Source organism: Xanthomonas hortorum, from assembly GCF_011305375.1.
GTDB lineage: Bacteria > Pseudomonadota > Gammaproteobacteria > Xanthomonadales > Xanthomonadaceae > Xanthomonas > Xanthomonas hortorum_E.
The window spans coordinates 1-15,400 of sequence record NZ_VCME01000023.1 but is presented as its reverse complement, the minus strand read 5'-3'; the positions used below and the strand labels follow the sequence as shown (position 1 = coordinate 15,400).

General features: G+C 64.6%; 13 protein-coding genes. 10 read left to right on the top strand and 3 right to left on the bottom strand.

The genetic code is table 11. The features are described from left to right. Position 1 precedes the first annotated feature (1 nt). From FFY45_RS18590 to pncB, 4 genes are all read left to right on the top strand, one after another. On the top strand, positions 2-1,909 hold the full coding sequence (locus FFY45_RS18590; protein WP_176341565.1) for a glycosyltransferase family 2 protein: 1,908 nt from the start codon (positions 2-4) through the stop codon (positions 1,907-1,909). 49 nt (positions 1,910-1,958) lie between these two features. Further along, positions 1,959-3,260 (top strand): hypothetical protein, encoded by a 1,302-nt coding sequence (locus tag FFY45_RS18585; RefSeq protein ID WP_176341581.1) that lies wholly within the window; start codon positions 1,959-1,961, stop codon positions 3,258-3,260. Next, positions 3,242-4,210: a glycoside hydrolase family 113 gene (locus tag FFY45_RS18580; protein ID WP_176341564.1), complete on the top strand. Its 969-nt coding sequence runs from the start codon at positions 3,242-3,244 to the stop codon at positions 4,208-4,210. The genes FFY45_RS18585 and FFY45_RS18580 overlap by 19 nt, the downstream gene beginning before the upstream one ends. 172 nt (positions 4,211-4,382) lie before the next feature. After that, positions 4,383-5,564: a nicotinate phosphoribosyltransferase gene (gene pncB, locus FFY45_RS18575; RefSeq protein ID WP_006452555.1), complete on the top strand. Its 1,182-nt coding sequence runs from the start codon at positions 4,383-4,385 to the stop codon at positions 5,562-5,564. Between the two features lie 61 nt (positions 5,565-5,625). Here the strand turns inward: pncB and FFY45_RS18570 are convergent, their stop codons facing one another. Further along, positions 5,626-7,284, bottom strand: a complete 1,659-nt coding sequence (locus FFY45_RS18570; RefSeq protein ID WP_176341563.1) for a PA domain-containing protein — start codon at positions 7,282-7,284, stop codon at positions 5,626-5,628. Beyond that, positions 7,277-7,690, bottom strand: coding sequence for a post-PEP-CTERM-1 domain-containing protein (locus tag FFY45_RS18565; protein WP_176341562.1), 414 nt, complete (start codon positions 7,688-7,690; stop codon positions 7,277-7,279). The genes FFY45_RS18570 and FFY45_RS18565 overlap by 8 nt, the downstream gene beginning before the upstream one ends. Before the next feature lie 619 nt (positions 7,691-8,309). On the opposite strand from FFY45_RS18565, the gene def reads away from it, so the two are divergent. Continuing rightward, positions 8,310-8,825, top strand: a complete 516-nt coding sequence (def, locus tag FFY45_RS18560) for a peptide deformylase (protein WP_006452558.1) — start codon at positions 8,310-8,312, stop codon at positions 8,823-8,825. A gap of 175 nt (positions 8,826-9,000) precedes the next feature. On the opposite strand, the gene ettA is transcribed toward def, so the two are convergent. Beyond that, positions 9,001-10,662 (bottom strand): energy-dependent translational throttle protein EttA, encoded by a 1,662-nt coding sequence (gene ettA / locus FFY45_RS18555; protein ID WP_006452559.1) that lies wholly within the window; start codon positions 10,660-10,662, stop codon positions 9,001-9,003. Positions 10,663-10,886: 224 nt separating this feature from the next. Between ettA and FFY45_RS18550 the strand changes: the two genes are divergently transcribed. The 5 genes from FFY45_RS18550 to ribD all read left to right on the top strand — a co-directional run bounded on the left by FFY45_RS18550 (position 10,887) and on the right by ribD (position 15,073). Further along, positions 10,887-11,408 carry an RcnB family protein gene (locus FFY45_RS18550; protein WP_176341561.1) on the top strand — a complete coding sequence of 174 codons (522 nt, stop codon included), beginning with the start codon at positions 10,887-10,889 and terminating at the stop codon, positions 11,406-11,408. A 196-nt stretch (positions 11,409-11,604) separates the two neighbouring features. Then, entirely contained in the window at positions 11,605-12,873 is a 1,269-nt protein-coding gene (gene glyA / locus FFY45_RS18545) for a serine hydroxymethyltransferase (RefSeq protein ID WP_176341560.1), read from the top strand. Positions 12,874-12,975: 102 nt separating this feature from the next. Continuing rightward, positions 12,976-13,500: a transcriptional regulator NrdR gene (gene nrdR, locus FFY45_RS18540; RefSeq protein WP_006453216.1), complete on the top strand. Its 525-nt coding sequence runs from the start codon at positions 12,976-12,978 to the stop codon at positions 13,498-13,500. Then, a complete protein-coding gene (locus tag FFY45_RS18535) occupies positions 13,497-13,982 on the top strand; it encodes a GNAT family N-acetyltransferase (RefSeq protein WP_176341559.1) in 486 nt (161 codons plus the stop codon). The genes nrdR and FFY45_RS18535 overlap by 4 nt, the downstream gene beginning before the upstream one ends. After that, the gene (gene ribD, locus FFY45_RS18530) at positions 13,979-15,073 is read left to right on the top strand and encodes a bifunctional diaminohydroxyphosphoribosylaminopyrimidine deaminase/5-amino-6-(5-phosphoribosylamino)uracil reductase RibD (protein WP_176341558.1); all 1,095 of its coding nucleotides are present in this window, start codon (positions 13,979-13,981) and stop codon (positions 15,071-15,073) included. Before FFY45_RS18535 ends, ribD begins: the two co-directional genes overlap by 4 nt. The last annotated feature ends 327 nt before the right edge of the window (positions 15,074-15,400 follow it).

The window sequence follows — 15,400 nt, the reverse complement described above, 5'->3', positions numbered from 1 at the left end:
AATGACGGTCACCTGCGAAATGGAAGCGCTGGGACGGGCACCGGACATCGGCCGCGAACGCGGTCTGTTGGGTCGCGCGCTGGTCACGGCAGGCGTCATCACCGACGAACAGCTGCGCTCGGCGCTGGCCTTGCAGCAACGCTGGAACTCGCGTCTGGGCGATGTGATCCTGGCCCAGCGCGGTGTGCCGGCGCAGCGGTTCTACGCCATCGTCGCCGCGCACTTCGGTCTTGAGTTCATCGACCTGGTGCAGCAGCCGCCGGATCCGGAACTGCTCACCCCCGGCGATCTGGAAAGTTACGCGCAGCGTCTGCTGTTGCCGTGGCGGCGCGAAGACGGCGTGCTGGTGCTGGCGGTGGCCGATCCCGACCCGGCGCTGTTTGCCTGGGCGCGTGCGCACTACGGCGAAGAGGTGCGGTTTGTCGGTACTGCCAAGTTCGACATCATCTGGAGCCTGCAGCGCTACGCCGACGAGCAGCTCACCGACAACGCACTGAACCTGCTCGCCGCGCATGCGCCGACCTATTCGGCACGCCAGGTGGTGACGCGCGGACAGAAGTTCACGCTATGGGCGATCGCTGCGGTGCTGGTGACGGCGCTGGTGCTGTTCCCGGTGCCGGCGTTGATCACGGTCAACGTGCTGGTGGCGCTCGGGTTCCTTGCGACGTTCGGATTGAAGCTGCTGCTGGTGTGGTTCGGCTCGCGCCACCGCATCGACATCAAGGTCACCGAGGACGAAGTGGCCGCGCTGCGCGACGACGACCTGCCGGTCTATACCGTCCTGGTGCCGATGTACAAGGAGCCGGAAGTCCTGCCGATTCTGGCCAACGCGCTGCGCAAGCTGGATTATCCGATCAGCAAGCTCGACGTGAAGCTGGTGCTGGAAGCAGACGACTTCGACACCATCGATGCGGCCAAGAAACTCGGGCTGGAAGCATTCTTCGAAATCATCCGGGTGCCGCCGTCGCAGCCCAAGACCAAACCCAAGGCCTGCAACTACGCGCTGCATTTTGCGCGTGGCGAGCTGCTCACCATCTACGACGCCGAAGACAAGCCCGAGCCGGATCAGCTCAAGCGTGTGGTGGCCGCATTCCGCAAGGCCGAAAAGGATGTGGTGTGCATCCAGGCGCGCCTGAACTACTACAACGCCGACGAGAACTGGCTGACGCGGATGTTCACGCTGGAGTACACGCTCTGGTTCGACTTCTACCTGCCGGCGCTGGAATACCTGCGCATCCCGATTCCGCTGGGCGGCACCTCCAATCACTTCCGTCTGGATGTGTTGCGCCAGGTGCGTGCGTGGGATCCGTACAACGTCACCGAAGACGCCGATCTGGGCGTGCGGCTGATCCAGAACGGGTATCGCGTCAACGTGGTCAACTCCACCACGTTCGAAGAAGCCAACGTCAGCATTCCCAACTGGATCCGGCAGCGTTCGCGCTGGCTCAAGGGCTATATGCAGACCTGGCTGGTGCACATGCGCGACCCGGTGCATCTGTATCGCAGCACCGGGTTCAAGGGTTTCTGGGGCTTTCAGTTCTTCATCGGCGGCGGCTTCTTTACCGCGCTGGGCGTGCCGGTGTTGTGGGCCTTGTATCTGGTTTGGGCGGTCACCGGAACAAACGCGTTCGAGCGCTTCTTCCCGCCGTGGCTGGCCACCATCTCGCTGGTCAATCTGTTATTGGCCAACGCGTTTTTCATCTACATCACGCTGGTGGCTGCGTTCAAGCGCGACTACTTCAAGCTGGCGCCTTACGCGCTGACGGTGCCGTTCTATTGGGCGTTGCAGTCGATCGCCGCTTACAAGGGTCTCTGGCAGCTGATCCACAATCCGTTCTATTGGGAGAAGACCACTCATGGCCTCAGCAAGCATTCGGAAAACGAGCGTCGCGCCGCACTCGACGAGTGAATCGGTCACACCGCGTCGCGACAGCGGGCTACCAGCGTTTCTGGTCGCCGTGGTGGCGTTGTCGCTGCTGAGCCAGCCGTTGTTGGTGCAGTCGGTGGGCACGGCCGCACCGGCGATGGCGCCGGGTGCAGGCTTGCCGGCGACCGGGCTGTTGTCGTGGGCGATCGATCTTGGGCTGCACAGCTGGAACCTGCCGTTCCAGGTGTGGCCGTTCGTGGCGGTGGCTGCCAATGCGCTGTTCCTGTCGCTGCTATGGCGCGATCTGGCCGGCGTGTTCGGACGCGGCTGGGCCAGCGGATTGACCCTGCTGGTGGGCTGCAATCCGCTGTTCCTGCTGCCGATCGCCGCAGGCGGTAGCCAGGCGGTGGGCCTGCTCGCGTTCTATGGCCTGTGCCGCACCTTGCGGCGCTTGCAGACGCCAGTAGAGGCCTTCACTTACCTGCGTATCGCCGGTTGGTTGTGCATCCTGCTGTGCCTGGATCTGCAGACCCTGGCGCTGTCGACGATGGTGGCGCCGTGGCTGCTGCTGGTGATGCCGCCGCAGATGCTGCGCAAGGCGCCGGGCTCGTTCTATCTGGTGTGCTATCTGCCGTTCGCGTTTCTGGTGGGCATGTGGGCCTACGTCAATCTGACCGTGTTCAACGCGCCGTGGCCGACGCTGTCCAGCATCGCGCAGGGTGCGCATCCACTGCCGTTGCCCTTGGCGGAGCATGCAGAAGGCTGGTTGCCGGCCGTGCGTTGGGGCGTGGCGGCGGCGGTGTGCTTCCCCATCCTGGCGTTGCTGGCACGCAGCCGTAGTAGTGCGCTCACGCGCGGCGTGGTGGCCAGTGCCGGCACGGTGGTCTGTGCGGCGGCGTTGTCGTTCGCCTTCGGCTGGGCCGGCTTCGATGCCTTGTTGCTGCTGTGGGTGCCGGCGGCGTTGTTGTTGCGCGCGCTGCGTGCCGATCAGCGCAGCCAGGCGGCCGGCTTGTTGTTGCTTGGCCTGGTCGGTGCGGCGTGGGTGCAGCCGCAGGGCTGGGGTAGCTGGCTGCGTGCAGCGCCTGCCGATGCGCAGTCGCTGTTGCATGGCGAGGCGCTGGTGATGGCCGCGCCGGTGTCGCTACCGGCGAGTCGCACAGTGGCGCCTGCAGCAGCGAATGCCGCTGTGGTGCAGCCGGCAGATGCCGCCATGGCGAGGGTCGATGCCACTGCGGCAACGCCTGTTGCTGCCGATGGCGCGTCGTCCGGCGCTGCGACGGACACGGCCGTGCAGCCGGGCAAGCGCACGGCAACTCTGGGTGCAACGGAGTGCGCGCATCCTACGACACCGTTGACCAGCGAGGCCTCTGCCGCATGTTCAAACGCGTTCTAAGCAGCGTGTTGTTGGCCGGCGTGTGCATGCTGGCAACTGGATGCAACGCGGACGCATCGACGTGGATGGGCGTCAACGTCAAGGTGTCGGCCAATGCGCCGTGGGAGAGCGCGTCTGCGGCGCAGTCGCTGGATGCACTGGCCAAGACCGGTGCCAGCAAGGCGCTGCTGGTGGCGTTTGTGTGGCAGGCCAATCCGCAGTCCAACGACCCGGTACTCGGCAGCGACAGCAGTGTGGAAGCCATGCGCGCCGCATTGCGCCAAAGTCACCGCGCCGGGTTGCAAACCACGCTCAAGGTGCACGTGTGGATTCCCGGCCATTGGGCGGGCGATACCGAGCCAACCGATCAGGCGGCCTGGTTTGCCGCGTATCAGAACGCGCTGTTGCCGCTGGCCAGACTGGCCGAAGACGAACACGCCGAAGCGCTGGTGATCGGCACCGAACTGCGCAAGCTGCAGGACGCGCCGCAGTGGCCCGGCCTGGTGGCGGAAGTCCGCAAGGTCTATCGCGGCAAAGTGTTGTACGTGGCCGACGGCATGGAGCATGCCGAGAGCTTCCGCTACTGGGCGTTGTTCGATGCGGTGGGCACCAGCCTGTATCCGCGGCTGTCCGAAGCGGCCGCCACGCGCACGGCAGAAATGAACGCCGCTGCGCAGCGCCTGCAGCAGCTGGGTCAACGCGTGGGCAAACCGGTGTGGGTGGCCGAGTTGGGCCTGCGCTCTGCACGCGGCAGCCTGGCCGTGCCCTGGGAAAGCCCCGAACAACGTGCCGCCGCGGTCGATACGCGGCTGCAACTGCAGGTGCTCCAGCAGTGGCGCAAGGTGCTGCAGGCGCATGGCGTGGAAGGCATCGCGCTGTGGTGCTGGTACACCGATCCCAAGGCCGGCGGGCCGGGCGATAGCGACTTCACCGTGCAGGGCAAGCCGGCGCAGCAGGTGCTGGCGCGCTGAGCGATTGCGCTTGGCATCGTCCAGGGACAGTGCCGAGCGCCATTGCCTAGGTATCGCCGATGTAGTTCGCCCAGCGCACTGCCGCTGTGCTGCCCTTGCAGCGTGGCGGCGCCCACGGCATCGGATTGGCTTGCACGCAGCGCGATCGCCGCTACGGGCATAATCCGGCGGCATGATCATCCACTCGCTGCTCGACACCGACCTGTATAAATTCACCATGATGCAGGCGGTGCTGCATCAACACCCGGCCGCGCAGGTCGACTACCGCTTCAAGTGCCGCACGCCCGGTGTGGATCTGGCGCAGTTCATCGAGGAGATCTCACGCGAGATCGATGCGTTGTGCCGGTTGCGGCTACGCGAGGACGAAGTGGCCTACCTGCGCAGCCTGCGCTTCATCAAGCCAGATTTTGCCGACTTCCTGGCGCTGTTTCATCTGGATCGCAAGTATCTGCAGCTCTCGGCCTCGACCACGCATCCGGGCGAGATCGAGCTGACCATCCGTGGCCCGTGGCTGCACACCATCCTGTTCGAAGTGCCGTTGCTGGCGATCATCAACGAGGTGTGGTTCCGCAACACCTCCGAGCCGGATTTCGAGCAAGGCCGCAGCCGCCTGCGCGAGAAGGTGAGCAGCCTGCGCAGCATGCCCGCCGGCTGCAAGATCGCCGACTACGGTACCCGTCGCCGCTATTCGCAGCAGTGGCATGGCGAGTTGCTGCCGTTGCTGCGCGACGGCCTGGGCGAACAGTTCGTCGGCACCAGCAACGTCTATTTCGCCAAGCATTACGGCCTGACCCCGCTGGGCACGATGGCGCACGAGTATCTGCAGGCCTTCCAGGCGCTGGGGCCGCGGCTGCGCGATTCGCAGGTGGCGGCGCTGGAATCGTGGGCGCGCGAGTACCGCGGCGATCTGGGTATCGCGTTGTCCGATGTGGTCGGGCTAGACGCGTTTCTGCGCGATTTCGACCTGTATTTTTGCAAGTTGTTCGACGGCATGCGCCATGATTCGGGCGACCCGTTCGATTGGGGCGAGCGGGTCATCGCGCACTTCCAGGCGCACCGCATCGACCCCGCGACCAAAGTGCTGGTGTTCAGCGATGGCCTCAACATCGACAAGGTGATGCGGCTGTACGCGCACTTCCACACCCGCTGCCGCCTGGCCTTCGGGGTGGGTACCAGCCTCACCAACGACCTGGGCCCGACGCCGCTGCAGATCGTGATCAAGATGGTCCGCTGCAATGGCCAGCCGGTGGCAAAGCTCAGCGATTCGCCCGGCAAGAGCATGTGCGACGACCCCGGCTACCTGCGCTATCTGCGCGATGTGTTCGGGTTGCCGCCGGTACCGGAATCAGCGTGATGCAGATAAACGAACGGCGCCTTTCGGCGCCGCTCGCATCACATGCAGTGACTCTTGCTGTTTACGGACGCACCTTGGTGGCGCAGACGAACACCGACGCCTGTTGCACGCGGCTGATGGCGCCCTGGTTCTGCAAGTCGCGCGCGTGCTCGTCCATGCAGGTCAGGTAACCGAGACGGTTGCCGGCGTTCTGGGTCTTGCACAGGCTGCTTTCGGCCGAGATGTTCGCGCCGGGAATCAACCCGCCGGTCTCCAGCGTCGGCACCAGCGTATTGCAGCTACCGAGCTTGGCCAGCCCGCGGTTCAAGGTCCACCCGATATCGGCAAACATCGCCGGGGTCAGGTCGATGTTCAGATGCGCCTGCACTTCCGGTGTGTCGAACGGTTCCATCAACGCGTTCGGCTGCAGGTCGGTATCGAAGTGCGAGAACGTCGAACCGCCGGCCACCACGCTGGGCGCGTACAAGCGTGTACGGCCTTCGCTGTCGGTGCCCTGCAACAGCTCGGGATCTTCGTACAACGCCGCGACCACTGCGGTGCTGCTCTTCAGACGCGCACCATCGGCCTGCGACACCATGATCGCCGGGATGGTGATGTCGGTGATCGGCGGCGCGGCATTGCCCATCGTCTGCACGCCCGCCGCGTTGTTGGCGACGATCACGCCCACCGCGCCGTTGAGCTGGGCATTCTTGACCTTGATCGCGAACGCGCAGGTGCCACGGTCGATCAGCGCCACCTTGCCGGCCACAGCAGCCGCATTGGCGAACGGCGTCTCGCAGCCATCGCCGGCCGACGGTGCCGCCACGCCATCGTTGACCGTCACCACCGACTTGGCCGGGAAATTGGCCGCACTGGCCAGCGGCCCGAAGCTGGCAAAGCCCACCTCGTACTTGCCGGCTGCGCTGGCCGGTGCGGTGACCCGCAGCAAGGTGCGCGGATCCAGGATCAACGCCGCCTCGCGGTTGACGCGCGTGCCGGCCCACACCGTACGACCCGGTGTGCGCATCGCTTCTGCACGCAGCGCGTTGGTCATGGCCGGGTCGTCGAACCGCTTGTTCTGCACGTTGTCGTAGGCCTGCGCGGTGTAGACGTCGGTCAGGCCGGTGCCCGAGCCGAGCACGCCGGTGGTCTTGTTGAGGAAGCCCGCCGCGCCCAGGCCGTGGCCGATCTCATGCATCACCACGTTGAGGAAGTTGATCTGGCCTTCGGGCGTCTTGCCGTCCAGACCCAGGTACCAGCCCGAGCCGGCCAGGCAATCTTCCTTGCCCAGGTCGCCGTTGAATTGCGAAAACACGTCGGCCGGATCGTTCGGATCGGGCACCAGATCCTGCCCGGCGATCGCATCGCCCAACGCGGACGGATACAGCGTATTGGGCTTGGAACCGGGGAAGTCGTTGACGATCCAGTTCGGGCCGGCCTGACCCAGCGTGCCGCCGGTGGCGGTACAGGTCAGCCGCGCGAACGAGGCATACACCTTGATCTCGACGTTGCTCTGCAGCACTGCACCCCACAGGTCCATGGCGTACTGGTAGGCGATGCGGCGCTGTTCGCCCACCGAGCGCCCGGGATTGCCACCCAGTGGCGCTGCGCTGGTGGGATCGTTCAAGCCGACGCTGGTGCCGGCATCGCCATTGATCAGCGTGACGTTGGCGGCGCTTGCGTGCAGCGGCGCGATGGCGGCGGCCACGGCCAGAGACAACAGCAACAAGGGCTTATTCATGCGGCAGCGCTCCGTGCTCGGCGTGGGCGGGTTGGGTGTCGGCGTCGTCGCTGTGTTCGATGACGATGCGGCCATCGGCCTGACGGGTCGCGGCCAGCGAACTCATCTGCGTGGCCGGCAGTTTGCGCGCCACGGTGCCGTTGGGCAGGCGTCGCTCGGTCGCGCGCGCGGCGGCTTCGGTCTGCGGAACCGTGGTGCGGGCAGCACTGCTGCGGGCCGACGACGCAGCTTGCTGATCCAGCGCCGCGCTCTCGGCGTCGGTCAGCGGGCGCAGCTTGCCGGTGGCGGGGTCGATGCCGACCTTGGAACTGCTGGTTGCGGCCTCTTGCGCGACGGCCAGCGCCGGCAGGCAGACAACACACAACACGCCGGACAGCATCCATCCGCGCTTGCGAAAGCTCATCATCGTTGGGGTTTCCTTGAGTCCAACAGGGGAAAAGGGATGCCGTGCAGACACCGGCATTCGGGGGATCCTTCCGTTTCAGTCTGTTCATGACTGAATCATGAATCCGTGACTTGTGTCAATCTTTTGACATGCAAGCCCCTGAATGCGAAGCGGTGAACTGAAACAGTCAGTCAGTCGCTTGCCATGGGATATTTTTTGGAGATTCCAGCAGGGGCCGGGCCCGGATTGGTCGAATTTTTGACGCGAGCCGACTGCTGGGCGGCTGGTGTGCGGCTGATGAACAGCAAGCCGGCTTTGGTCCATGCGACGCCTTGCATCGACGACGCTGCCTCCGTCACTCCAGCCAGCAGGCCAAGGCTCCGACAGCAGATTCCTTCTCCCATCGGGAGAAGGTGCCCCGCAGGGGCGGATGAGGGTACGAGCGAAGCCCGTCTCCGCCGGGAGAAGGAAACCGAGCCGGGCAGCCAACTGAGATCAAAACGTGAAGTGCCAACGCAGCGGTATCCGATGTCACAGCTGCGAATCCGCCAATCCCCAATCCCCAATCCCCAATCCCCAACCTCACCTACGCCTACCGAACAGGTCCTAAAATCCCGTCACGTTTCCCGGGAGCAGCTAGATGATTCGCGAGATTATCCGCATGGGCGACAAACGCCTGCTGCGCGTGGCGCCACCGGTCACCAACCTGGGCAGCGCCGAGCTGCGCACCTTGGTGGCCGATATGTTCGAGACCATGGACGATGCGCGCGGTGTGGGTCTGGCCGCACCGCAGATCGCGGTGGATCTGCAATTGATGGTGTTCGGTTTCGAGGCCAGCGAGCGTTACCCCGAAGCGCCGGCGGTGCCGCGCACCGCATTGGCGAATGCGCAGATCGAACCGCTGTCGGAGGAGATGGAAAACGGGTGGGAAGGCTGCCTGTCCATTCCCGGATTGCGCGCAGTGATCCCACGCTATCGCTTCATCCGTTATCGCGGCTTTGCGCCGGATGGCAGCCCGATCGAACGCGAGGCCGAAGGCTTCCACGCGCGCGTGGTGCAGCACGAATACGATCACCTGGTCGGCCGGCTATATCCCTCGCGCATCGAAAACTTCGACACCTTCGGCTTCGAAGACGTGCTGTCTTACGAGCTGTGACGCAGCGACCAACGGTGTGCTCCATCCTCGACGACGCGGTTTGTCGACGCGACGCCACTGCACTCCGTACATATAAAAAGGGCGCCTTTCGGCGCCCTAGTCTTACGAGTTGCTGACAAAATGTAGCGAGCAGTCGCCTGGCGGCGAGCGCAGCCGTTTTGTTGGCCGCTCTTGCTTACTTCAGCGCCTTGAAGCGCAGACGCTTGGGACCGGCGTCGTCGCCCATGCGGCGCTTCTTGTCTTCTTCGTACTCGCGGTAGTTGCCCTGGAAGAACTCCACGTGCGAGTCGCCTTCGAAGGCGATGATGTGCGTGGCAATGCGATCCAGGAACCAGCGATCATGCGAAATCACGAAGGTGTTGCCGGGGAATTCCAGTAGCGCATCTTCCAGCGCACGCAGGGTTTCGATGTCCAGATCGTTGGACGGTTCGTCGAGCAGCAGCACGTTGCCGCCCTGCAACAGCGTCTTGGCCATGTGCAGACGACCGCGCTCACCGCCGGACAACGAGCCGACCATCTTCTGCTGATCCTGGCCCTTGAAGTTGAAGCGGCCGATGTAGGCGCGCGACTGGATCTCCACCCCGTTGATGTTGAGGATGTCCAGGCCGCCAGCGATTTCCTGGAACACGTTGTGGTTGCCTTCCAGCTTGTCGCGGCTCTGGTCCACGTAGGCCAGCTTCACCGTCGGCCCGAGCACGATCTCGCCCGAATCCGGGGTCTCCATGCCGGTGATCATCTTGAACAGGGTCGACTTACCGGCACCGTTGGGGCCGATGATGCCGACGATCGCGCCACCGGGCACCAGGAAGCTCAGATTGTCGATCAGCAGGCGGTCGCCGAACTTCTTGGTGACGTTCTTGAACTCGAGCACGGCATTGCCCAGGCGCTCGCCCGGCGGAATGAAGATCTCGTTGGTCTCGTTGCGGCGCTGGTAATCCACCGACTGCAGTTCTTCCAGCCGGGCCAGACGCGCCTTGCCCTTGGTACGGCCGCCCTTGGCGTTCTGCCGCGACCATTCCAGTTCCTTCTGGATCGCCTTCTGGCGTGACTTTTCCTGGTTGTCTTCCTGCTTGAGGCGCTCGTCCTTCTGGGTCAGCCAGTCGGTGTAGTTGCCCTTCCACGGGATGCCGCGGCCGCGGTCCAGTTCCAGGATCCACTCGGCGGCGTTGTCCAGGAAGTAGCGATCATGCGTCACCGCCACCACGGTGCCGGTGTAGCGCGCCAGGAACTGTTCCAGCCATTCGACCGATTCGGCGTCCAGATGGTTGGTCGGTTCGTCGAGCAACAGCATGTCCGGCTTCTGCAGCAGCAGGCGGCACAGTGCCACGCGGCGCTTTTCGCCACCGGACAGTGGGCCGATCAGCGCTTCCCACGGCGGCAGACGCAGCGCGTCGGCGGCCACTTCCAGCTGCTGTTCGACCATGTGCGCATCGCCGGCAGCCAGGATGGCTTCCAGGCGCTGCTGCTCGGCGGCCAGCTTGTCGAAGTCGGCGCCTTCCTCGGCGTAGGCTTCATAGATCTTGTCCAGCGCGGCCTGGGCCTGCAGCACTTCGCCGACGCCTTCTTCCACCGCCTGACGCACGGTGTGCTCGGGGTTGAGTTCGGGTTCCTGGGCCAGATAGCCGACCTTGATGCCGGCCTGCGGGCGCGCTTCGCCGCTGAAATCGGTGTCCACGCCGGCCATGATCTTCAGCACGGTCGACTTGCCCGAGCCGTTCAGGCCGAGCAGGCCGATCTTGGCGCCCGGGAAGAACGACAGCGAGATGTCCTTGATGATCTGGCGCTTCGGCGGCACCGTCTTGCTGACGCCGTTCATGGTGTAAATGTATTGCGACATGGGGACTCCGTGGACGCAGGCAGCCCGCCGGCCGAGGCCGGAGGCAGCGGAAAAGGGATTGCGGCGATTATACGGGCAAGTGCCTTGGCACGCGGGAGCAGGGTTGCGGCTAAACGGCAGCTTACTTGTCACCTGAATGGGCGTTTTCGTAACCGATTCCAGCAAGAAAGCGTTAAGGCGCCGGGCGCACTAATGCAACTGCGACATCGCAAACAGGAGCTGTCATGAACCGCAAACGCATCGTTACCGTTGTGCTTTCCTCCATCCTGGCGCTTGGCTCCGTGGCACCGGCCGCATTCGCCGGAGACTGGGACCGCGACCACGATCGCCGCGGCCATGACCGCGGCCGCGATCATGGCCGCGACTGGCGTAATGATCGTCGCGACGACCATCGCAACGACCGTCGTGAGTGGCGGGACGACCGCCAGGCCGACCGCCGCGACTGGCGCCAGGACCGCCGCTACTACGGCAATGGCTACCGTGAGGGCTATCGCGACGCGCGCTACCGTGATCGCCACTACGATCGTGGCGGGTATGCCTACGTACCGGCGCCGGTCTACTACGGCCGTCCAGCCTATGTGCGTGGTCATCGCTATCAGGGTCCGATTTACGTGGTCAACGATTACGACCGCTACAACCTGCGCTACCCGCCGCGCGGCTATCGCTGGCAGCGCGACAACACCGGCAACTTCCTGCTGGTGGCCATCGCAACCGGGGTGATCGCCGATCTGGTGCTCAACAACTAAGCGTTGGCGATCAATTTGGTCCGGCCCGGCAAGCGGGCAGACCATCACACAAAGGCGCACTCCGGTGCGCCTTTGTCTTTTGAAGGCGCGGGCGCCATGGTGCGCGTGGGGCGTGCCAGCATCGCAATTGGTCACCTGTCCATGCGGGGGCTTACAATCTGCGCCCCTACTGGCAACAGCTGCCCCGGAGCTCTGCATGTTCTCGCGCGACGTCCGACTGGAAACCTACGACCCCGAACTGGCCAAGGCCATCGCCGACGAAGCCGGCCGCCAGGAGGATCACGTCGAGCTGATCGCCAGCGAAAACTATTGCAGCCCGCTGGTGATGGAAGCCCAGGGCAGCCAGCTGACCAACAAATACGCCGAAGGCTATCCGGGCAAGCGCTATTACGGTGGCTGCGAGTTCGTCGACATCGCCGAGCAGCTGGCGATCGAGCGCATCAAGCAGGTGTTCGGAGCGGGCTCCACGGAAGATATGTATGCGAACGTGCAGCCGCATAGCGGCTCGCAGGCCAACCAGGCGGTGTATCTGGCGCTGCTGCAGCCGGGCGACACCATCCTGGGCATGAGCCTGGCCCATGGCGGTCACCTGACCCACGGCGCCAAGGTCAATGTCTCCGGCAAGCTGTTCAACGCGGTGCAATACGGTGTCGACGCGCAGGGCCTGATCGACTACGACGAGGTCCAGCGCCTGGCTACCGAGCACAAGCCGAAGATGGTCGTGGCCGGCTTCTCGGCGTATTCGCAGAAGATCGACTGGGCGCGTTTCCGCGCCATCGCCGACAGCGTCGGGGCGTATCTGTTCGTGGACATGGCGCACGTGGCCGGCCTGGTTGCCGCCGGCGTCTATCCGAGCCCGATGGAGCATGCGCACGTGGTCACCTCGACCACCCACAAGACCCTGCGCGGCCCGCGTGGCGGCATCATCGTGGCCAAGGGAGCCAGCGAAGAACTGCAGAAGAAACTGCAGTCGATCGTGTTCCCCGGCATCCAGGGCGGCCCGCTGATGCACGTGATCGCGGCCAAGGCGGTGGCGTTCAAGGAAGCGCTGGAGCCGGCGTTCAAGACCTACCAGCAGCAGGTCGTCAAGAACGCCCAGGCGATGGCCAAGACGTTGATTGCGCGCGGCTACAAGATCGTGTCCGGCGGCACCGAAAATCATCTGATGCTGGTGGACATGATCGGCCGCGACGTGTCCGGCAAGGACGCCGAAGCCGCGCTCGGCAAGGCCCATATCACCGTGAACAAGAATGCAGTTCCCAACGACCCGCGCTCGCCGTTCGTCACCTCGGGCCTGCGCCTGGGCACCCCGGCCATCACTACCCGCGGCTATCTGGAGCAGGACAGTATCGATCTGGCCAACTGGATCGCCGACGTGCTCGACGCTCCCACCGACGAAGCGGTGCTGGCGAAGGTGCGCGACGCGGTGACCGCGCAGTGCAAGAAGTATCCGGTGTATGGCTGAGGTGCCGGGATTGGTGATTCGGGATTGGGGATGCGCGGCAAGCGCGTCCTTGCTCCTGCTGTTGCCAATCCCTAATCCCCACTTCCCACTCCCGGCGCCCTGATGCACTGCCCCTTTTGCCAGCACAACGACACCCGCGTGATCGATTCGCGCGTGTCCGAAGACGGCACGACGATTCGTCGCCGCCGCGAGTGCGAGGCGTGCGGCGAGCGTTTCAGCACGTTGGAGACGATCGAACTCAAGCTGCCCACCGTGGTCAAGAGCGACGGTGGGCGCGAGGCGTTCGATGCGCGCAAGTTACGCACCAGTTTCGACCGCGCACTGCAGAAGCGCCCCGTCTCCGAAGAACAGATCGAGGCGGCCGTGCGTGCGGTGGTGCATCAGCTGCGCATGTCCGGCGAGCGCGAAGTGGGCTCGCTGCGGGTGGGCGAATACGTGATGGTCGAGCTACGCAAGCTCGATCACGTGGGCTATGTGCGCTTTGCTTCGGTGTATCGCAGCTTCCAGGACGTGGCCGATTTCCGCGAGGAAATCGAAAAACTCGAACGCGAACTTCCGGTCGGCATCGAGCAGTTGCCGCTGCTGGAAGCGGCGTTGGAGCGCGCCGGCAAGCCCGGCAAGCGGTGAACGCGTTACGCATCGCCTGTGTGGCCGACACGCCGGAGCATCTTTCCGCCATCGCGCAGGCGCATCTGCAGGCCTTCGGCAGTCTGTTGCCGGACTGGGATTTCGATGAGGCATTGCGCGAGTTGCGCAGCCATACCCGCGATGGCGTGATCCCGACGACGTGGGTGGCGCTCGATCAGGCGCAGTGGCTTGGCTCGGTGAGCCTGCTGGAGAACGACGACGCGCGTATCCGGCAATGGTCGCCGTGGCTGGCATCGCTGTACGTGCAGCCGCAGGCGCGCGGGCAGGGCATCGGCGAAGCGCTGGTTGCGCATTGCGTGCAAGCCGCCGCGCAATTGGGCGTGAGTGCGTTGTACCTGTATTGCCAACCGGTGCTGGTGCCGTTTTATCAGCGGTTGGGCTGGCAGACGCATGCGGAATTACTGCTGGGGCCGATGCAGATCGTGGTGATGTGCATCGAACCGCAAACGGCACTGCAATGAGCGCAACGGCCGACGACCACCGCTGGATGGCGCAGGCACTGCGCTTGGCCGAGCGTGGCGCATACACCACGCGTCCAAATCCGATGGTCGGCTGCGTGATCGTGCGCGATGGCGTGTGCGTGGGCGAAGGCTTCCATCGGCGCGCCGGCGGCCCGCATGCGGAAGTGTTCGCGCTACGCGCAGCTGGCGCGCTGGCGCGCGGTGCCACCGCCTATGTGACCTTGGAGCCGTGCGCGCATTACGGGCGCACGCCGCCGTGCGCATTGGCCTTGATCGCCGCAGGGGTGACGCGTGTGGTCGCGGCGATGGCCGACCCGTTTCCGCAGGTCAATGGCGGCGGTTTTGCGTTGCTTCGCGAAGCCGGGATCGAGGTGCTGAGCGGTGTCATGCAAGCACAGGCACGCGTGCTCAATCAGGGGTTTCTGTCGCGGGTGGAACGTGGCCGGCCGTGGCTGCGGGTCAAGCTCGGCGCCAGCCTGGATGGGCGAACCGCACTGGCCAGCGGCGAGTCCAAATGGATCACCGGCGCGGACGCGCGTGCGGATGTGCAGCGGTGGCGTGCGCGCGCCGGTGCAATTTTTACCGGTACCGGCACGGTGCTGGCGGACGATCCATCCATGACCGTGCGGCTGGGCGACGACACGCCTTTCGTGCCGCCGTTACGCGTGGTACTCGATGCCGGATTGCGCACGTTGGCGTGCGAGAACATTCGTCAAGGCGATGCGCCGACGCTGTATGTGCATGGCGATGATGTGCTGCCGCCATCGTTCGACGATGCGCAGTTCGTTGCCTTGCCACTGCACGCCGGCCGCTTCGATCTGTCTGCCGTTTTGGCGTCGATCGCCGAACGCGGGATCAACGAGGTGCATGTGGAAGCCGGCGCGACGCTGAGCGGTGCATTGCTGCACGCCGGCCTGGTCGACGAGCTGCTGGTCTACATGGCGCCGGTTTTACTAGGCGATACCGCCAGACCGCTGCTCGCAGGACTCGGCATCGAAACGATGGCGCAGCGTCATCCCTTGCAACTGCTCGACGTGCGCCAGCTCGGTCAGGATCTACGATTGCGTTACGTGCCGCTTACCGCCGAGTGAGTGCTGCATAGCGCGCTCGATGTTTCGGGGCGGATCACCTTGCACGTGTCGCTTGATATGGTTTTTGGCTTGCGGGTGCAAGGCGTCGTGCAGGAGGTAGAAGCTCCGGGTTGCCGCAATGACTTCGGTTTGCCAGCGCGAAGTTTCTCGTTTCGTAAGAACGTTGCGCGGATCAGTTGGAGAACGTTGATCTGCGATCTCGCTGCAGGGCCCTTGCCTGCCCACCATCGCGGGACACGCCGCAAGTACATCCATGTAGCAACTGTGTTGATCAGGACCTCAACCCGCGACCTTTGAGCGGTTTCCTTCAGGCGCGTTCATCGGTAG

Bases quoted from the DNA above. Each gene is read 5' to 3' on its own strand.
- FFY45_RS18580 (WP_176341564.1), top strand. From the start codon at position 3,242: ATGTTCAAACGCGTTCTAAGCAGCGTGTTGTTGGCCGGCGTGTGCATG.
- FFY45_RS18590 (WP_176341565.1), top strand. From the start codon at position 2: ATGACGGTCACCTGCGAAATGGAAGCGCTGGGACGGGCACCGGACATC.
- FFY45_RS18565 (WP_176341562.1), bottom strand. From the start codon at position 7,690: ATGATGAGCTTTCGCAAGCGCGGATGGATGCTGTCCGGCGTGTTGTGT.
- pncB (WP_006452555.1), top strand. From the start codon at position 4,383: ATGATCATCCACTCGCTGCTCGACACCGACCTGTATAAATTCACCATG.
- FFY45_RS18570 (WP_176341563.1), bottom strand. From the start codon at position 7,284: ATGAATAAGCCCTTGTTGCTGTTGTCTCTGGCCGTGGCCGCCGCCATC.
- ribD (WP_176341558.1), top strand. From the start codon at position 13,979: ATGAGCGCAACGGCCGACGACCACCGCTGGATGGCGCAGGCACTGCGC.
- glyA (WP_176341560.1), top strand. From the start codon at position 11,605: ATGTTCTCGCGCGACGTCCGACTGGAAACCTACGACCCCGAACTGGCC.
- def (WP_006452558.1), top strand. From the start codon at position 8,310: ATGATTCGCGAGATTATCCGCATGGGCGACAAACGCCTGCTGCGCGTG.
- nrdR (WP_006453216.1), top strand. From the start codon at position 12,976: ATGCACTGCCCCTTTTGCCAGCACAACGACACCCGCGTGATCGATTCG.
- FFY45_RS18550 (WP_176341561.1), top strand. From the start codon at position 10,887: ATGAACCGCAAACGCATCGTTACCGTTGTGCTTTCCTCCATCCTGGCG.
- ettA (WP_006452559.1), bottom strand. From the start codon at position 10,662: ATGTCGCAATACATTTACACCATGAACGGCGTCAGCAAGACGGTGCCG.